General features: G+C 62.0%; 14 protein-coding genes. 8 read left to right on the top strand and 6 right to left on the bottom strand.

All coding sequences use genetic code 11. The features are described from left to right. Window positions 1-55 precede the first annotated feature (55 nt). The 5 genes from KYK33_RS07365 (at window position 56) to KYK33_RS07345 (ending at window position 6,488) form a co-directional block, all read left to right on the top strand. Window positions 56-1,879 (top strand): SulP family inorganic anion transporter, encoded by a 1,824-nt coding sequence (locus KYK33_RS07365; protein ID WP_224432970.1) that lies wholly within the window; start codon window positions 56-58, stop codon window positions 1,877-1,879. A 136-nt stretch (window positions 1,880-2,015) separates the two neighbouring features. Beyond that, a complete protein-coding gene (locus KYK33_RS07360; RefSeq protein WP_005894375.1) occupies window positions 2,016-3,362 on the top strand; it encodes an MATE family efflux transporter in 1,347 nt (448 codons plus the stop codon). Window positions 3,363-3,373: 11 nt separating this feature from the next. Then, window positions 3,374-3,967 carry a hypothetical protein gene (locus tag KYK33_RS07355; protein WP_224432559.1) on the top strand — a complete coding sequence of 198 codons (594 nt, stop codon included), beginning with the start codon at window positions 3,374-3,376 and terminating at the stop codon, window positions 3,965-3,967. A 331-nt stretch (window positions 3,968-4,298) separates the two neighbouring features. Then, entirely contained in the window at window positions 4,299-4,517 is a 219-nt protein-coding gene (locus KYK33_RS07350) for a YdcH family protein (RefSeq protein WP_042042935.1), read from the top strand. Between the two features lie 174 nt (window positions 4,518-4,691). After that, on the top strand, window positions 4,692-6,488 hold the full coding sequence (locus tag KYK33_RS07345; protein ID WP_224432558.1) for an MOSC N-terminal beta barrel domain-containing protein: 1,797 nt from the start codon (window positions 4,692-4,694) through the stop codon (window positions 6,486-6,488). Window positions 6,489-6,605: 117 nt separating this feature from the next. On the opposite strand, the gene htpX is transcribed toward KYK33_RS07345, so the two are convergent. The 5 genes from htpX to bioB all read right to left on the bottom strand — a co-directional run bounded on the left by htpX (window position 6,606) and on the right by bioB (window position 11,496). Next, a complete protein-coding gene (gene htpX, locus KYK33_RS07340) occupies window positions 6,606-7,481 on the bottom strand; it encodes a protease HtpX (protein ID WP_224432557.1) in 876 nt (291 codons plus the stop codon). A gap of 104 nt (window positions 7,482-7,585) precedes the next feature. Beyond that, window positions 7,586-8,263: a dethiobiotin synthase gene (gene bioD / locus KYK33_RS07335; protein ID WP_396021383.1), complete on the bottom strand. Its 678-nt coding sequence runs from the start codon at window positions 8,261-8,263 to the stop codon at window positions 7,586-7,588. Window positions 8,264-8,305: 42 nt separating this feature from the next. Continuing rightward, complete coding sequence (gene bioC / locus KYK33_RS07330) at window positions 8,306-9,118, bottom strand: malonyl-ACP O-methyltransferase BioC (RefSeq protein ID WP_224432555.1); 813 nt, start codon at window positions 9,116-9,118, stop codon at window positions 8,306-8,308. Further along, window positions 9,111-10,268, bottom strand: coding sequence for an 8-amino-7-oxononanoate synthase (bioF, locus tag KYK33_RS07325; RefSeq protein ID WP_224432554.1), 1,158 nt, complete (start codon window positions 10,266-10,268; stop codon window positions 9,111-9,113). The genes bioC and bioF overlap by 8 nt, the downstream gene beginning before the upstream one ends. A 109-nt stretch (window positions 10,269-10,377) precedes the next feature. Then, on the bottom strand, window positions 10,378-11,496 hold the full coding sequence (gene bioB, locus KYK33_RS07320) for a biotin synthase BioB (RefSeq protein WP_224432553.1): 1,119 nt from the start codon (window positions 11,494-11,496) through the stop codon (window positions 10,378-10,380). A 165-nt stretch (window positions 11,497-11,661) separates the two neighbouring features. Here bioB and bioA point away from each other — a divergent pair, with 165 nt between their 5' ends. After that, on the top strand, window positions 11,662-12,936 hold the full coding sequence (gene bioA / locus KYK33_RS07315) for an adenosylmethionine--8-amino-7-oxononanoate transaminase (RefSeq protein ID WP_224432552.1): 1,275 nt from the start codon (window positions 11,662-11,664) through the stop codon (window positions 12,934-12,936). Between the two features lie 128 nt (window positions 12,937-13,064). Next, the gene (locus tag KYK33_RS07310) at window positions 13,065-13,955 is read left to right on the top strand and encodes a HAMP domain-containing protein (protein ID WP_042042942.1); all 891 of its coding nucleotides are present in this window, start codon (window positions 13,065-13,067) and stop codon (window positions 13,953-13,955) included. On the opposite strand, the gene KYK33_RS07305 is transcribed toward KYK33_RS07310, so the two are convergent. Continuing rightward, window positions 13,943-14,287, bottom strand: a complete 345-nt coding sequence (locus KYK33_RS07305; protein WP_042042943.1) for a hypothetical protein — start codon at window positions 14,285-14,287, stop codon at window positions 13,943-13,945. The two genes, KYK33_RS07310 and KYK33_RS07305, sit on opposite strands and share 13 nt — an antisense overlap. 168 nt (window positions 14,288-14,455) lie before the next feature. On the opposite strand from KYK33_RS07305, the gene asnS reads away from it, so the two are divergent. Then, window positions 14,456-15,856, top strand: a complete 1,401-nt coding sequence (asnS, locus tag KYK33_RS07300) for an asparagine--tRNA ligase (protein WP_224432551.1) — start codon at window positions 14,456-14,458, stop codon at window positions 15,854-15,856. The last annotated feature ends 14 nt before the right edge of the window (window positions 15,857-15,870 follow it).

Genomic DNA, 15,870 nt, shown 5'->3' with positions numbered 1-15,870 from the left:
AACAACTTAACTAAAGTGACTGATATACAGTGGCTTTTATAATACGGGTTTCATGATGCGCGATTTCTTCTCTCTCGAGCGCTGGCTGCCGGGACTGGTTGCCTTGTTGCAATACCAGCGGGCCTGGTTGCTGCCCGACATGCGGGCCGGTTTCTCGGTGGCCGCCGTCGCCCTCCCTGTGGCCATCGCCTATGCCGAGCTGACCGGGGTCGGTGCCATCGTCGGCCTCTACTCCTGCATATTGCCAATGATGGTTTATGCCCTGTTTGGCACCTCACGCCAGCTCATTGTCGGTCCCGATGCCGCCACCTGCGCCGTCATCGCCGCCGTGGTCACCCCCCTTGCCGCAGGCGATGCGACCCGTCATTGGCAGCTGGTCATGACGATGACCGCCATGACAGGCTTCTGGTGCCTGCTCGCCAGCCGCTTCAAACTGGGGGTATTTGCCGATTTTCTCTCCCGGCCAATCTTGATGGGGCTGCTCAACGGGGTCGCCATCACCATCATGGTGGGCCAGCTCTCCAAGATCCTGGGTTTCACCTTCGACGAGCGCTACCTCATCGAGCGGATCATGAGCGGCACCAACTATCTGGCGCGAACCCATCTGCCCACCCTGGCCATGAGCCTCTTTACCCTGCTCATACTGCTGGTCAGCAAACGCTATCGACCGGGATGGCCCTCCTCCATGGTGGCCATGGTGGTCACGGCCGCTCTGGTGTGGGTCGGTCATCTGGGGCAGTTCGGGATTGATACCCTCGGTACCATTGGCTCGGGCCTGCCCGCCTTCCAGATGCCGGAGTTTCCCCCCGGACTGCTCCGTGAGCTGGTATTGCCGGCGTTGAACCTTGCCATGGTGAGCTTCGTCTCCATGATGCTCACCGCCCGCAGCTTTGCCGCCAAGAATGGCTATGAGATTGATGCGGACAAGGAGTTCAGGGCACTGGGCATGGCCAATCTGGCCTCCGCCATCTCCCAGGGGTTTGCCATCAGCGGCGCCGACTCGCGCACCGCGGTCAACGATGCCAACGGTGGCAAGAGCCAGCTGGTCTCCATCATCGCCGCCATCATCATCGGCTTTATTGCCTTCTACCTCACCTCACCGCTGCAATACATCCCCACCGCCGCCCTCGGGGTGGTGCTGGTAATGGCATCACTCTCCCTGCTCGATCTCAAGGGGTTGTGGGCGCTGAAAGATTCCGACCGCGCCGCTTTCTGGCTGGCGCTGATCACCTTCATCAGCGTGCTGACCATGGGGGTCATCCCCGGCATCACCCTGGCGGTGCTGCTGGGGTTGTTCCAATTCCTGCGCAACGTGATGCGTCCGACGGATCAACTGCTCGGCATGGACGATGAGGGGGTAGTGCGCACCCTGGGCGACAACGAGCAGGCCAAGGCGATCCCGGGGGTGCTGGTCTACCGCTTCAACTCGCCGCTCACCTACTTCAATGCCCCTTATTTCAAACGGCGGGTGCTGGCGCTGCTGGTGCAAGATCCCCATAGCCCCCAGTGTCTGGTGGTGGACGCCGTTGCCTGCTTTACCCATCAGGACATCAGCGTGATGAGCATGGTCGGCGAGCTGCACCGCGAGTTGAAGCGCCGTGGTATCCATATGGTGATGGCAGGCCGCCACGGCCAGCTCAGTCACTGGTTCCGTCAGGCCGGGATCCGGGTCGGCGACGAAGGCATTATCCTCTGCCCCGACATGTATCAGGCGCTGCGCATGACCCGTTGTTACCGCGAGCCTCTGTTCAAGGATGACGAGGTGGTGGAGAGCACCACCGACGCTATCCTCTCCCAGTGGCCCAAAGATGATGCGCTGCCAGACTCGGCGCGGCTCACCCTCCCCTGCGAGCAAGAGGCGACGACCAACCAAGCCTGAACCGACGCCAGGCCTTCCCGATGAAGGGAGGTCTGGCGCGCGCTGCTCAGTGCAAGATTGCACCCCGCACCCGCTTGGTGTTAAATGCCCGTCCAGATGGCACTGACGAGGGCCATCCCCAGTATTTGGACTCCCCATGCACACTCAATCCCAAGCCGGACCTGGCACGCTGTTCGCGCTGACCTGGCCGCTGTTTATCGATCTCGCCCTGCACTTCCTGACCGGGGCCCTCAACACCTTCATGGTGGGCCACGTCTCCTACCAGGGCGTGGCGGCGCTGGCGGTCGGCAATCAGGTATTCGATCTGGCCATCACCCTGTTCAGCTTCGTCAGCATCGGCACCAGCGTGGTGATCACCCAGTATCTGGGCGCCGGCGACCGGGAGAAGGCACGGATCGTCATCCACACCGCCATCGGCTTCAACTTGTTGGTCGGGCTGGTCGCCGCCGTGGGGGTCATGCTGGGGGCGGCGCCCATGCTGGCCTTGATGAACCTGCCGGATCACCTGATGGGGGATGCCCTGCTCTACCTGCAGATCATCGGCCTCTGCCTGCTGCCCGAGGCCGCGGCCCTCTGTCTGGCATCGACCCTGCGCGCCCACGGCCATACCCGTCAGGCCATGTATGTGACCCTGATAGTCAACCTCATCACCTTCGTCGGTAACTTGCTGCTGCTCTATGGCTGGTTTGGTCTGCCTCAGCTCGGGGTCGCCGGGGTCGCCATCAGCACCGTCGTGGGCCGCCTGGTGGGTGTGGTGCTGCTGGTCTGGCTGGTGGCTCGCAAGACGGGGATACGGCTGCGGCTGCCCGAAATCCTCAAACCCAGCCGCCCCATGTTGCGCAAGGTGCTGCATATCGGCCTGCCGGCGGCGGGGGAGAACCTCTCCTGGATGCTGCAGTTCATGGTGGTGACGGCTTTTGTCGGCCTGCTCGGTGACAAGGCGCTGGCGACCCAGTCCTACTTCTTCCAGATCTGCCTGTTCATTCTGCTGTTTGGCCTCTCCATCGGCCTTGGCAACGAGATCATCATCGGCCATCTAGCGGGGGCGCGTCGCTTCGAACAGGCTTATGCCCAGCTGCTGCACAGTCTCAAGCTGGGGTTGATCGTCACCACCCTGATCGCCATTGCCGTGGCCATCAGCGGACGGCAGATCATCAGCCTGTTCACGGCCGATGGCGACATCATCGACATGGTGGCCCAGCTATTTTTAATCAGCCTCATCCTCGAACCTGGCCGCACCTTCAATCTGGTGGTGATCAATGCCCTGCGCGCCACCGGGGATGCCCGTTTCCCGCTCTACATGGCACTGCTGTCCATGTGGGGCATCGCCGTTCCCCTTTCCTATTACCTTGGTATCATGCAAGGCTATGGACTGGTCGGCATCTGGCTGGCACTCGCCTGTGATGAATGGGTGCGTGGACTGGCCATGTTCTGGCGCTGGCGCAGTCGTCGCTGGCAAAACAAACTCCTAGTTGAAACATAAGCGGGATCAGAATGAAGAAAATCGGACTCTTGTTGGCTACTCTGCTGCTCAGCCCTCTGGCCCTGGCGCAAACTGCCGCCACGACCCCCAAGGCACCAGCGCCCCAAACCTGGTATGTGGCGCCCATCGTCATAGATGCAGCAAACGAGGCTCAGAAGGCGCTGACCAAAGCGTTCACCGCCCAGATGATAAAGACCATCAAGATCAACGAGTATCAGACCGGCAAGGCCCTCGGCAAGACCCAGGATCCCAAGTGGTTGATCCGCACCAAGCTGCTCCCGGCAAGTGACGCCCCTCTGGTTGGCAAGAAGCATCCCCAGGGGCTGACCTTCGGCAAGGGTCAACCCAGCCAGGAGATAGTCGGCGAGCTCATCATGAATGGCACCCTGGTGGCGCACATAGGACAAGGCTGGCGTGAACCCATAGTCCCGGGTACCCCTGTGGCCGAGAAGATCACCATCGCCAACTATCGCTATGCCATCGGCAGCGAAGCCAAGGCCGGAGATCTCGAGGAGCTGGCGGCCCAGATTGGTTTTGAAGCGGGCAAGGTCATCGCCCGGGATGGCAAGGCGCTGCCCGAGAAGACCAAAAAGAAGAAGGAATAGCCCCGCACGGCTATTCGCAATATGAACAAAGGGGCCTATGGGCCCCTTTGTTCACGCCTTCCGTCCCCTTGTGCACCTCTTCTATGAGCATCCCTTCCTCTGCCCCCTTTATTGCCACGCTTCCCCTGCCTTGTCTGTGGCGCTCCCGGGTGTTCGGCGAACACATCCGTGCTGCGCGATGACGCCAGCCTGCATCAGTCCCTTGTGACGTCGTGATGACAAGGGCAAAAAGAGAGCTCATAACTGCGATCTCGATCACATCTATCTCGCACTCCGGGGTGTAGTTTTAATGGTGTCGGCACACCCAAGCGCAACAAGGAGGCGACATTACATGTTCCCAGAGTACAGAGACCTTATCTCGCAACTGAAGAGCAGTGATGACCATTTCCACGAGAAGTTTGCCTTACACAACGAGCTGGACGGGACCATCAGAAAACTGGAAAAGCATCATGCCAGCGACTTCAGTCCTGAGTTGAGAGATCTGAAAAAACAGAAACTTAAACTCAAAGAGGAGATATACGACATCCTCAAACAACATCAGTCTCATTGAATGCCTAGAAAATTGATCGCGTGATAGCACGGATAAGCAATTTATCCACTCAACCCGGCCCATAGGCCGGGTTTTTCGTCTGCCTGACCCGTGGCGCCGACTGCGCCTCGATTGAGCTTTAGGGGGCAAACCGCTATCTTGTGCCCTCGCCCTGCCACGCTCAAGGAGAGCACCATGCCCCGTCTGGACAGTATTCATCTCTATCCCATCAAATCCACCGCTGGCATGGCCCTGAGCCGGGCCCGAGTTGGCGAGGAGGGACTGGATGGCGACCGGCGTTACATGGTGGTCAAGCCGGACGGCACCTTCATCACGGCCCGCACCCACCCCCAGTTGCAGCAAGTGGTCGCCAGCCCCGTCGAGGGCGGCTTGCAACTGCGCTACCCGGGCCAAGAGGTGCTCACGCTGCTGGAACAGGATTTCCTGCTCACCCCTCAATCCACCGGGGTCTGGGGCGACAACTTCACCGCGCTACGTACCCATGAGCGAGCGGATCACTGGCTGAGCCGGGTGGCGGGAGAGTCGGTATTCCTGCTCTGGCTAGGCGATCAGTCTGCCCGTTTTCGTGAAAAAACCGGCACCCGGGTCAGCTTCGCCGATGGTTATCCCCTGCTGCTGATAGGTCAGGCTTCCCTTGAGGATCTCAACCTGAGATCCGATGCCCTGCATCAGATGAGTCAGTTTCGCACCAATCTGGTGGCCAGTGGTCTGCGTCCCTTCGAGGAAGATGGCTGGCGCCGCATTCGTATCGGCGAGGTGGAATTTCTGGTCGCCAAGCCATGCAGCCGCTGCATCATGACCACGGTCGAGCCCGGAACCAGCCGCTTCAACGCGCTCAAAGAACCGCTCGCGACCCTCAGCCGCTATCGCCGCGGCGAGGATAGCGACGTCTATTTCGGCCAGAACCTGGTCGCCCTCAATGAGGGATGGATAGAGGCTGGCAGCGAGATAGAGGTCCTGGAGCGGGTGCGGCCCCAGGTCTACGGCAATGGCGCGCCCAGGAAACGCGCGTTAGTCTGCGTGGCACGCGAGTCACTGGCCCGGGATCTGGAGAGCTTCTGGTTCGAGGCCGAGGATGGCGAACCCCTGGCCGACTACCAGGCCGGTCAACATCTGCCCATCTTTGTCGATATCAAGGGGGAACGGGTGCAGCGTCGCTACACCCTCTGCTCCACACCGGATGCGCCGGGTCGCTACGCCATTGCCGTCAAGCGTCAGGCCGACGGGCGGCTCTCCCAGTGGCTGCACCGCCACCTCAAGGTCGGCGATCGCATACTGGCCAAGGATCCTGACGGTGATTTCCAGCTTGCCGTTGAACGCAAGTTGCTGCTGCTCTCTGCCGGCTCAGGCATCACGCCCATGCTCGCCATCGCCCGCACCCTGGCCCTGCGCGGTGAGCTCGGCGACGTGCATTTCATGCATCAGTGCCGCAGCGAGGCTGACATTCCCGCCCCCGAGGAGCTGTACGCCCTGGCCCGCCAAGGCATGCAGCTTACCCTTATTTTGAGCCAGGCCGATAGCCACTGGCAGGGGCTGCATGGCCGACTCGAGGCCGACCACCTCGCGCGGGTGCAACACCTGCACCAGCGGGAAGTCTTGCTCTGTGGCCCGCAAGGGTTCATGGCACACGCCATCACCCTGCTGCAAGGGGCCGGGGTGAGCCGCATTCGTCAGGAGAGTTTCGGTGGGGCGCCCCTCATCAGCGCGCGCCCTCATCAGGGATTGACCCTGCAGATAGCCGGCAAGGCCTTTGCTGGCAACAATCAGGGCAGCATACTCGATCAGGCCAGCAAGCAGGGACTGGAGCTGCCCTGGAGCTGCCGGGCCGGGATCTGTGGCAGCTGCAAGCAGACCTTGGTGGCTGGCGAGGTTGAGCAGGCGAGTGCCCCCGCGCTCACCGAGGCCGAACGTGCCGAGGGCAAGATCCTGACCTGCTGCGCCATTCCCCTGACCGACATCGAGATTGCCTGATTGCGGGCCCCGGTCTGGCCATCCATTCAGGACGTGCCAGACTGGGGTGATCGGTCAGCCAATTAAAAAACCCATAAAAAAACGGCTGCCGAGGCAGCCGTTTCGCATGGTATGGGATCACCCCTGACGCAGGGCGGCGATACGCTGTTCGATGGGCGGGTGGCTCATGAAGAACTCACTCACCGAGCGCTTACCGTTGATGCCAAAGGCCATCATGGCGCCCTCCATCTGCGGCTCGGCGCCACGGGAGAGGCGCTGCAGCGCCGCTATCATCTTGTCACGACCCGCCAGTTTGGCGGCACCTGCATCGGCGCGGAACTCACGCTGACGGCTGAACCACATGACGATCATGGAGGCCAGCACACCGAAAATCATCTCCAGCACGAACACGGTGATCATGTAGGCGAAGCCACCGGAGCTGCTGCTCTCCTCGCTGTTATTGGAGCTGAAGAAGTTGCTGATGACACCGGCCACGATGCGGGCGAAGAACATCACGAAGGTGTTCACCACCCCCTGGATCAGGGTCAGGGTCACCATGTCGCCGTTGGCCACGTGACTCACCTCGTGGGCCAGCACGGCTTCCGCCTCGTCGCGGCTCATGCTGTAGAGCAGACCGGACGAAACAGCTACCAGCGAGTCATCCCGGCGAGCACCGGTGGCGAAGGCGTTCATGTCGGCGGACTCATAGATGCCCACTTCCGGCATCTTGATCCCCGCCTCGCGGGCCTGGCGAGCCACGGTACTGACCAGCCAGTGCTCTGTCTCGTTACGGGGCTGTTCGATGACCTGGACGCCATAGCTGCGCTTGGCCATCCACTTGGACATCAGCAAAGAGATAAAGGAACCCCCAAAACCGAACACGGCACAGAAGATCAGCAAGCCAGAGATACTGGATTTGCTGATGCCAAGCACCGAGAACAGGATATTGAGTACCACCCCCAGCACCAGCATGACGGCCAGGTTGGTCACCAGGAATAGCATAATTCGCTTCATATAGACTCCTTGTGAGAATGAGTTGGGCACAGTGCGGTAGACCGTACTGTGCTCCCTGTCACACATATTAGTGGTTTTCTATGAATGCTCCCTGAATGCTGCCCTCAGCGCAACAGGGAAATATCGAGATATTCCTGCACGTTAGCGCTATCTGGCTCGCTCAATATCGGAATTTCGCCAAGCAGAGGCGCGGGCAAACGTTGGCGCAGGGTCGCCAGATTTTCTTCGTAGCAGCTCATGCCACAGGGCAGCCGATTCATCACCCAGCCAGCCAGAGGCAGACCCGCCTGTTCGATGGCGGCCAGGGTCAGCAGGGCATGGTTGAGGCAGCCCAGCTTGGCGCCCACCACCAGCACCACGGGCAGGCGCAGATCGCTCACCCAGTCAGAGAGCAGCCGCTGCGCATTCAACGGCAGATGCCAACCCCCCGCCCCCTCCACCAGTACCAGCTCGGCACCGCTATTTTCGAGCCGGCGCAATCCGGCCGTGAGCTCGGCTTCCACTATGGGTTGTCCCACCTGAGCCGCCGCTATGTGCGGGGCTATGGGGGGCGCATAAGCGAAGGGATTGACCCACTCATAGGGCAGGCTCAGGCTGGCGGCCTGCTGCAACTGCAAGGCATCCCTGTTGCGCAGCCCTTGTGGCGTCGGTTCACAACCTGCCGAGATGGGTTTGTAGCCGACACAGGATCTGCCCTGAGCACTGGCAGCTTGCAACAAGGCGCAACTGACCAGGGTCTTGCCCACATCGGTATCAGTACCCGTGATAAAAAAGGTCGTCATCACCACTCCTGACATGGGGTGAAAATAAGAAGCTAGGTCCCGTCAACCAAGCCGCACCAGTGCCACGCTGTAGCTGGCCTCGAGCAACTTGTCGGGGCGGCGAAAAGCTTCATAGGCCTCGATGAGCCGGGCGAGCCGGGCACGACCGCCCAATCCGCCCTCGCTCCCCTCGTTGACCTGACTCGCTCCTATGCCCTTGAGATCGCGCAGCAGTGCCAGCACCTGGCCGTAACCCAGATGCCAGGGGCGCACCTCTATATCTGGGGACTGAAAACCCGCATTTTCAAGGGCGGCTCTGAGCTGGTTTTCGCCGAGGAAGCGATTGACGTGGGAGCGGTCATCCACCGCCTGCCAGGCCTGGGCCAGCTGCCAGAGCGAGCCGCTCAGCAAGGTCGAGAAGAGGATCTGGCCACCAGGCCTGAGCACCCGTTTCAGTTCACTGAATGCCTGCTGCGGTCGCTCGCACCACTGCAGCGCCAGGCTGGAAAAGATGAGGTCAAGGCTGGCATCGGCCAGAGGCAGCGCCTCGGCATCGCCGCACAGCAGACGGGCATCGCTGGTCCGCAGCCTGGCCTGGGCCAGCATGCCAGGGGAGAGATCCAAACCGCACAGCTTGCTGCAACGCTGTTGCAAGGCAGGCAGGAAGAAACCTGTGCCACAGCCCAGATCCAGCCCTGCTGTCCAGTGCCCCTCAGGCAACCTGGCCAGCAGGGCCTGCCCCACCTCCTGCTGGAAGCGCGCATGGGCATCGTAAGAGGCGGCGGCGGCACCAAAACGCCGGGCCAGCGCCCCCTTGTCGACCCGCTGGAAGGGTTCGCACGCCTGGTCCAGGTTGCCCCGATGCGTCTCAAACATGGGCCTTGGCCTCCCCCAGGGTATCGAGCAGCCGATCTATCTGCTGCTCGCTGTGGGCGGCGCAGAGGGTGATGCGCAGCCGCGCCGCGCCCACGGGCACCGTGGGCGGGCGGATGGCACTCACCCAGAGCCCCCCTTCACGCAAGCGGGCCGAGAGCCGGGTCGCAGCCTCGCTCGTGCCCACCAGCAGCGGCTGGATCGGGGTCGCACTCATGCCAAGGGTCCAGCCCAGTTGGCGCCCCCCCTCGCGAAAACGGCCGATGAGTTGGCGCAGCCGCTCCCGCGATTCGCTGCCCGCACGCACCAGCTCGACGGCACGCAGCACCGCATGGGCCTGGGCCGCCGGCATATGGGTGCTGTAGACATAGGGGCGCGCGAAGTTGACCAGATAGTCCACCAGCTCGCGACTGCCGCCGACAAAGGCGCCTGCCACCCCGAGGGCCTTGCCAAAGGTGCCCATCTGTATCTGCACTCGTCGGGCCGCGACCCCCTGCTCGTTGAGGGTGCCGCGTCCCTCGGCGCCCAAGACCCCCAGGCCATGGGCATCATCTATCATCAGCCAGTTGCGGCTCTGCTCGGCCAGGCGGGCGAGCTCGGACCAGGGGCCCTGATCCCCATCCATGCTGAATACCCCTTCCGAGACGATGAGGCCCCGACCCGGCTCGAGCTGGGCGGCGAGCTGAGTCATGTCATTGTGACCAAAGCGCTTCATGGTACAGGGCAGCAGGCTGCCCGCCTCCTGCAAGGAGGCGTGGTTGAGCCGGTCCTGCCACAGCAAGTGCTCCTTGCCAAGCAGCGCCTTGAGCACCGCCTGGTTGGCAGAAAAACCGCAGTTGAACAGCAACACCGCCTCCAGACCCAACCAGTCGGCAAGCTGCTCTTCCAGCGCCTGATGGGCGTGGCTGTAGCCGGTCACCAGCGGCGATGCCCCGGATCCCGCCCCATAGCGATCCAGTCCCTCCTTGAAGGCGAGGGCCACGGCCGGATGACCGGCCAGCCCGAGATAGTCGTTGGAGGAGAAGTTGAGATAGTCGCGCCCCGCCACCTGCAGCCGGGTACCGGCGCCACCGTTACCGATCTGGCGGGTACGCAGCAAGCCCTCTCTCGCCCGTGCGGCCAGGGCTTCCCCCAGGGCGAAGGGGGAATTCATGGTCCGCTCCTTGCTGGCGTTGGCGCGCAACTGCCATGGGGAACCGGCTTCTTTGCATCGGACTCAGATCGGCTCACAGGGTTGCGGCCGAGCTCATGCGCGTTGCCCCTCATGCACGGTTTCCCTTGGGATGACTGGCGTCATAGAAGAGATCGCCGCTCACCGGCTGGCTGGCCACTCGGGTCAACAGCTCTTCTTCCTGCACCCCGTCGGGTTTCTGGGCTCGCTGGGCCGGGCGTATGCCGAGCCGCTTGAACAGCTGCATGTCAGTGCTCTCATCCGGATTGGGGGTGGTGAGCAGCTTGCAGCCGTAGAAGATGGAGTTGGCACCGGCCATGAAGCACATGGCCTGCATCTGTTCGTTCATCTTCTCCCGCCCGGCGGAGAGGCGTACATGGGAGGCGGGCATCATGATGCGGGCCACCGCTATAGTGCGTACAAACTCGAAGGGGTCCAGATCCTGCTGATTTTCCATGGGGGTGCCCTTCACCTTGACCAGCATGTTGATGGGCACGCTCTCGGGGTGGCGGGGCAGATTGGCGAGTGCCATCAAGAGGCCGGCCCTGTCCTTGCCCTGCTCGCCCATGCCGACGATGCCACCGGAGCAGACCTTCATACCGGCGCCACGAACATTGGCCAGGGTATCGAGTCGGTCCTGGTAGGTGCGGGTGGTGATGATGTCGCCGTAGAACTCGGGGGAGGTGTCGAGGTTGTGGTTGTAGTAGTCAAGACCGGCCGCCCCCAGGCGCGCGGCCTGATCGGCAGTCAACATGCCGAGGGTCATGCAGGTCTCCATGCCCAGCTCTCGCACCTCTTTGACCATGCGCAAGACGTAGGGCATATCCCGCTCCTTGGGATTGCGCCAGGCGGCCCCCATGCAGAAACGCGACGAACCGTTGGCCCTGGCTTCCCGGGCCCGCTCCAGCACTTTTTCCACCTCCATCAGCCGCTCGGTCTCGAGCCCGGTGTGATAGCGAGCGCTCTGGGGGCAATATTTGCAATCCTCCGGGCAGGCGCCGGTCTTGATGGAGAGCAAGGTGCTGACCTGCACCTCGTTGGGATCGAAATGGGCACGGTGCACCGTCTGGGCCTGGAACAAGAGATCGTTGAACGGCAGGGCAAACAGGGCCTCAACCTCGGTCAGGGCCCAGTCATGGCGAACGGCGCCCTGGCGAGCCGGGTTGGCCTGGGTGACGTGAAGAGAGGGGGAATCGACAAGAACGCTCATGGATGGCTTCCGTTTTTTATAGATATGCCTCTGCCCGCCTGACAGACTAGCGCCCGCGGCACTGGCACCCTGCGTGGCAAGTGGCTGAAATTGTTGGCTAGTGTAAAGAGCGCGCGTAGACTGTCAACACCGACCAGATCAAACAAGATTACAACTGGATATAAATTGACCAATCAAGAGTTCGACCTGCACCATATCTGGCACCCCTATACCTCCCTCACTCAGCCCCTGCCCTGCTATGAAGTAGCCAGTGCCAAAGGGGTAACCCTGACCCTCGGCGATGGCCGCGCGCTAATCGATGGCATGAGCTCCTGGTGGGCCAGCATTCACGGCTACCAGGTGCCAGCGCTCGATGCCGCAGCCAGCGCCCAGCTCGGCAAGATGTCCCATGTCATGTTCGGTGGCCTCACCCATGAGCCCGCCATCAATCTGTGCCGCAAACTGGTGGAGATCACACCAAAAGGGCTGGATCGGGTGTTTCTGGCCGACTCGGGCTCAGTGGCGGTGGAGGTGGCGCTCAAGATGGCCCAGCAGTACTGGCACAGCAAGGGCAGCCCGCGATCCCGGTTCGTCTCCCTGCGGGGTGGTTATCACGGCGATACCTTTGGCGCCATGAGCGTCTGCGATCCCGATGGCGGCATGCACGAGCTCTATCAAGGCTTCCTGCCCGAGCAGCTGTTCGCCCCGGCCCCCGATTGCCGTTTCCACGCCCAGTGGGATGAGAGCTGCGTGGTAGAGCTGGCGGAGCTGGTCGCCGATCGCCACGAGGAGATAGCCGCCATCATCCTCGAGCCCATCGTGCAGGGAGCGGGCGGCATGCGCTTCTACCACCCTCGCTATCTGCAATGGGTACGCGCCCTGTGTGACGAGTTCGGCATACTGCTCATCGCCGACGAGATTGCCACCGGCTTTGGCCGCACCGGCCAGCTGTTTGCCTGCGACTGGGCGGGGATCAGCCCCGACATCCTGTGTCTGGGCAAGGCGCTCACCGGCGGCTACCTGACGCTGTCGGCCACCCTCACCACCGAGCAGGTCGCCCGCACCATCTGTGACGGCAAGGCCGGGGTCTTTATGCATGGGCCCACCTTTATGGGCAATCCGCTCGCCTGCGCGGTGGCCAACGCCTCCATCGATCTGCTGCTGGCCTCCCCGTGGCAGGAACGGGTAACCGCCATCGAGCATCAACTGCGCACCGAGCTGGTGGCACTGACCCTCAACCCGGCGGTGGCGGACGTGCGGGTACTCGGCGCCATCGGCGTGGTGGAGATGAAAGAGCGGGTGGATGTGGCGCGCATCCAGCGCAAGTTCGTCGAGCTAGGTGCCTGGATCCGCCCGTTTGGCAAGCTCATCTACCTGATGCCCCCCTTCGTCATCACCCCCGAGGAGCTGAGGGTGCTGACCCATGCCATCCATGAGGCCATCTCCTGCGGCGAATACTGAGTCTCCACAAATAGCCCTCGCATGGCAATGCAGGGGCTTTTTCGCCAGAATGTGAGCGAACCATCAGACCCGCACGGCCTGGGCGAGTAGACTGCGCGGCGGGTTTTAGCAACAGATGTACTGCTCTCATGCGCCTCTCCATTGCCGCCAAATTCAATTTCTTCCTGCTGTTTATCTTCTCCATGGTGCTGGTCTTCTCCGCGGCCTATCAGGCGGTGCGCGAGCGCGACCTTATCCTGACCATGATCAAAGAGCAGAGCCGCGAACAGATAGAGGCCTACTTCGACGGCCTCAACATGCTGATGTTGACCAACAAGATGGCGGCACGGGAAACCCTGCGTCACAAGTTCCTGAACCACGCCCACGTCGAAGATGCCCGCATATTGCGCGGCGACGCGGTCAGCAAACAATTTGGCGCAGGGCTCGACAACGAGGGCGCCAGAGACGAGTTCGATACCCTGGCGTTGGCGGGCAAGGGCAGCATGGAAGTGGTGCACAATGGCCAGCACAGCCGGTTAGTGGTGACCCGCCCCCTGCTCGCCCAGCGCGATTTTCGTGGCACCGACTGCACCAGCTGCCATCAGGTGGCGGAAAACACCGTGCTTGGCGCGGTGCGCTTCGACTACTCCCTCGACACCCTCTTTACCCGGGTCGAGCAGAACATTCTCACCTCGGCCCTCAGCCTGACCCTGATCTTCGGCCTGGGGCTCTTGCTGACCCTCTGGGTGATCCGCACCTGGATAGTACGCCCGCTCAACCAGCTCACCCGCGCCATCGAGGAGGCGACCGATCGCCACGATTTCGGTCATCGACTGGATGGGGATGAGGGAGACGAGATTGGCCGCGTCATTCTGGCCTATAACCAGATGCTGGACGGGGTCGAGCGCCAGCTTGGCAAGCGCCACTGCGCAGCAAGCCAGACCAGCACTCATGAGCCCCTGCCCCCGAGCAGAAATAAGGGTAACGCCGATGGCAATGAGCCTGGAACCAGGCATTCTGGCCCGAGTCAGCCGAAGTAGAACAGCAGCAAGCTGATGATGAGGATGAGCAGCAGGACCCTCAGGGAGAGCTGATACCCATCTTGCTCCCGGCGGCTGCGCCGGTATTGCAGCGTCAGCACCAGCAGGGTGAAGGCAACGCAGCCCCAGAGGCTGTATTCCAGCCAGGGGGTCAAGGCCGGATCCCAATGTTCCCTGACGGCAATGCCGCCATAGCGCAAGAAGCCATAGGCTATCTCGGGGCGGGCATAGTGATACAGGGTAAGCAGCACCATGACACAGGCCCAGCAGACGATGGCCAGCCAGTGCAGCAACACGATCAGCCTGTCCTGCCCCCGCCGTCGTTCCGCCACATTCTGCTCCTTATGCCCGATTGGCCCTCAATCCCTTCAGAGTCCGACATTTTTGCTTGTTTATCAAACCTGCGCGGGTAAGATTGACGGCTCAGTCTGCCACCATGGGCCAAGCAGTGCCCGAGCGGACCCATAGCGCTGCAAGAACAAGCTGGAGACAATATTTCGATGACGCACGCATCCGTAGTAGATGTGCTGACCGGTAAATATGCGGTTGGCACCACCCAGACAGTGAAAGGGTGGATCCGGACCCGCCGCGATTCCAAGGCGGGGATCTCATTTTTGGCCATTTCCGATGGTTCCGGTTTTCACCCGGTTCAGGCCGTCGTCCCCAATACCCTGGCCAATTATGAGAATGAAGTGCTGCGTCTGACCACCGCCTGCTCAGTGGAAGTGACCGGCATCGTTGCCGCCTCCCAGGGCAGCGGCCAGGCCTTCGAACTGCAAGCCACCGACGTCAAAGTGGTGGGTTGGGTCGAAGATCCGGACACCTACCCCATGTCCGCCAAGCGCCACAGCATCGAGTACCTGCGCGAGCAGGCTCACCTGCGCCCGCGCACCAACGTGGTCGGCGCCGTGACCCGGGTGCGCAACTGCCTGGCCCAGGCCATTCACCGCTTCTTCCACGAAGAGGGCTATCTGTGGATCGCCGCCCCGCTCATCACCGCCTCCGACACCGAAGGCGCGGGCGAAATGTTCCGGGTCTCTACCCTGGATCTGGAGAACCTGCCGCGCACGCCCGAAGGCAAGGTCGATTACGACAAGGACTTCTTCGGCAAGGAGACCTTCCTGACCGTCTCCGGTCAGCTCAACGTCGAGACCTATGCCTGCGCCCTCTCCAAGGTCTACACCTTCGGCCCGACCTTCCGCGCCGAAAACTCCAACACCAGCCGCCATCTGGCCGAGTTCTGGATGGTGGAGCCGGAAATCGCCTTCGCGGATCTGGAAGACAACGCCGCCCTGGCCGAAGCCATGCTCAAATACGTCTTCAACGCCGTGCTGAGTGAGCGCCGCGACGATCTGGAGTTCTTCGCCCAGCACGTCGACAAGGATGCCATCGACCGTCTGGAGCGTTTCGTCGCCTCCGACTTCGCCCAGATTGACTACACCGACGCCATCGAAGTGCTGAAGAACTGCGGCAAGAAGTTCGAGTTCCCGGTCTCCTGGGGCATCGATCTCTCCTCCGAGCACGAGCGCTACCTGGCCGAGGAGCACTTCAAGTCGCCGGTGGTGGTGAAAAACTACCCGAAAGACATCAAGGCCTTCTACATGCGCCTCAACGACGACGGCAAAACCGTCGCCGCCATGGACGTGCTGGCCCCGGGGATCGGCGAGATCATCGGCGGTGCCCAGCGTGAAGAGCGTCTGGACGTGCTGGATGCCCGCCTGGCCGAAATGGGTCTGAACAAGGAAGATTACTGGTGGTATCGTGACCTGCGTCGCTACGGCACAGTGCCCCACTCCGGTTTCGGCCTCGGCTTCGAGCGTCTGGTGGTCTATGTGACCGGCATGGGCAACGTGCGCGACGTCATCCCCTTCCCGCGCACCCCTCGCACCGCCGAGTTCTAATCGCGCCGAGCCAG

The organism is Aeromonas rivuli (assembly GCF_020149575.1).
GTDB classification, from domain to species: domain Bacteria; phylum Pseudomonadota; class Gammaproteobacteria; order Enterobacterales; family Aeromonadaceae; genus Aeromonas; species Aeromonas rivuli.
Note: the sequence above shows the minus strand (reverse complement) of the source record. Positions and strands in the feature narration are given on the sequence as shown.

Bases quoted from the DNA above. Each gene is read 5' to 3' on its own strand.
- KYK33_RS07365 (WP_224432970.1), top strand. From the start codon at position 56: ATGCGCGATTTCTTCTCTCTCGAGCGCTGGCTGCCGGGACTGGTTGCC.
- KYK33_RS07360 (WP_005894375.1), top strand. From the start codon at position 2,016: ATGCACACTCAATCCCAAGCCGGACCTGGCACGCTGTTCGCGCTGACC.
- KYK33_RS07355 (WP_224432559.1), top strand. From the start codon at position 3,374: ATGAAGAAAATCGGACTCTTGTTGGCTACTCTGCTGCTCAGCCCTCTG.
- KYK33_RS07350 (WP_042042935.1), top strand. From the start codon at position 4,299: ATGTTCCCAGAGTACAGAGACCTTATCTCGCAACTGAAGAGCAGTGAT.
- KYK33_RS07345 (WP_224432558.1), top strand. From the start codon at position 4,692: ATGCCCCGTCTGGACAGTATTCATCTCTATCCCATCAAATCCACCGCT.
- htpX (WP_224432557.1), bottom strand. From the start codon at position 7,481: ATGAAGCGAATTATGCTATTCCTGGTGACCAACCTGGCCGTCATGCTG.
- bioD (WP_396021383.1), bottom strand. From the start codon at position 8,263: ATGACGACCTTTTTTATCACGGGTACTGATACCGATGTGGGCAAGACC.
- bioC (WP_224432555.1), bottom strand. From the start codon at position 9,118: ATGTTTGAGACGCATCGGGGCAACCTGGACCAGGCGTGCGAACCCTTC.
- bioF (WP_224432554.1), bottom strand. From the start codon at position 10,268: ATGAATTCCCCCTTCGCCCTGGGGGAAGCCCTGGCCGCACGGGCGAGA.
- bioB (WP_224432553.1), bottom strand. From the start codon at position 11,496: ATGAGCGTTCTTGTCGATTCCCCCTCTCTTCACGTCACCCAGGCCAAC.
- KYK33_RS07310 (WP_042042942.1), top strand. From the start codon at position 13,065: ATGCGCCTCTCCATTGCCGCCAAATTCAATTTCTTCCTGCTGTTTATC.
- asnS (WP_224432551.1), top strand. From the start codon at position 14,456: ATGACGCACGCATCCGTAGTAGATGTGCTGACCGGTAAATATGCGGTT.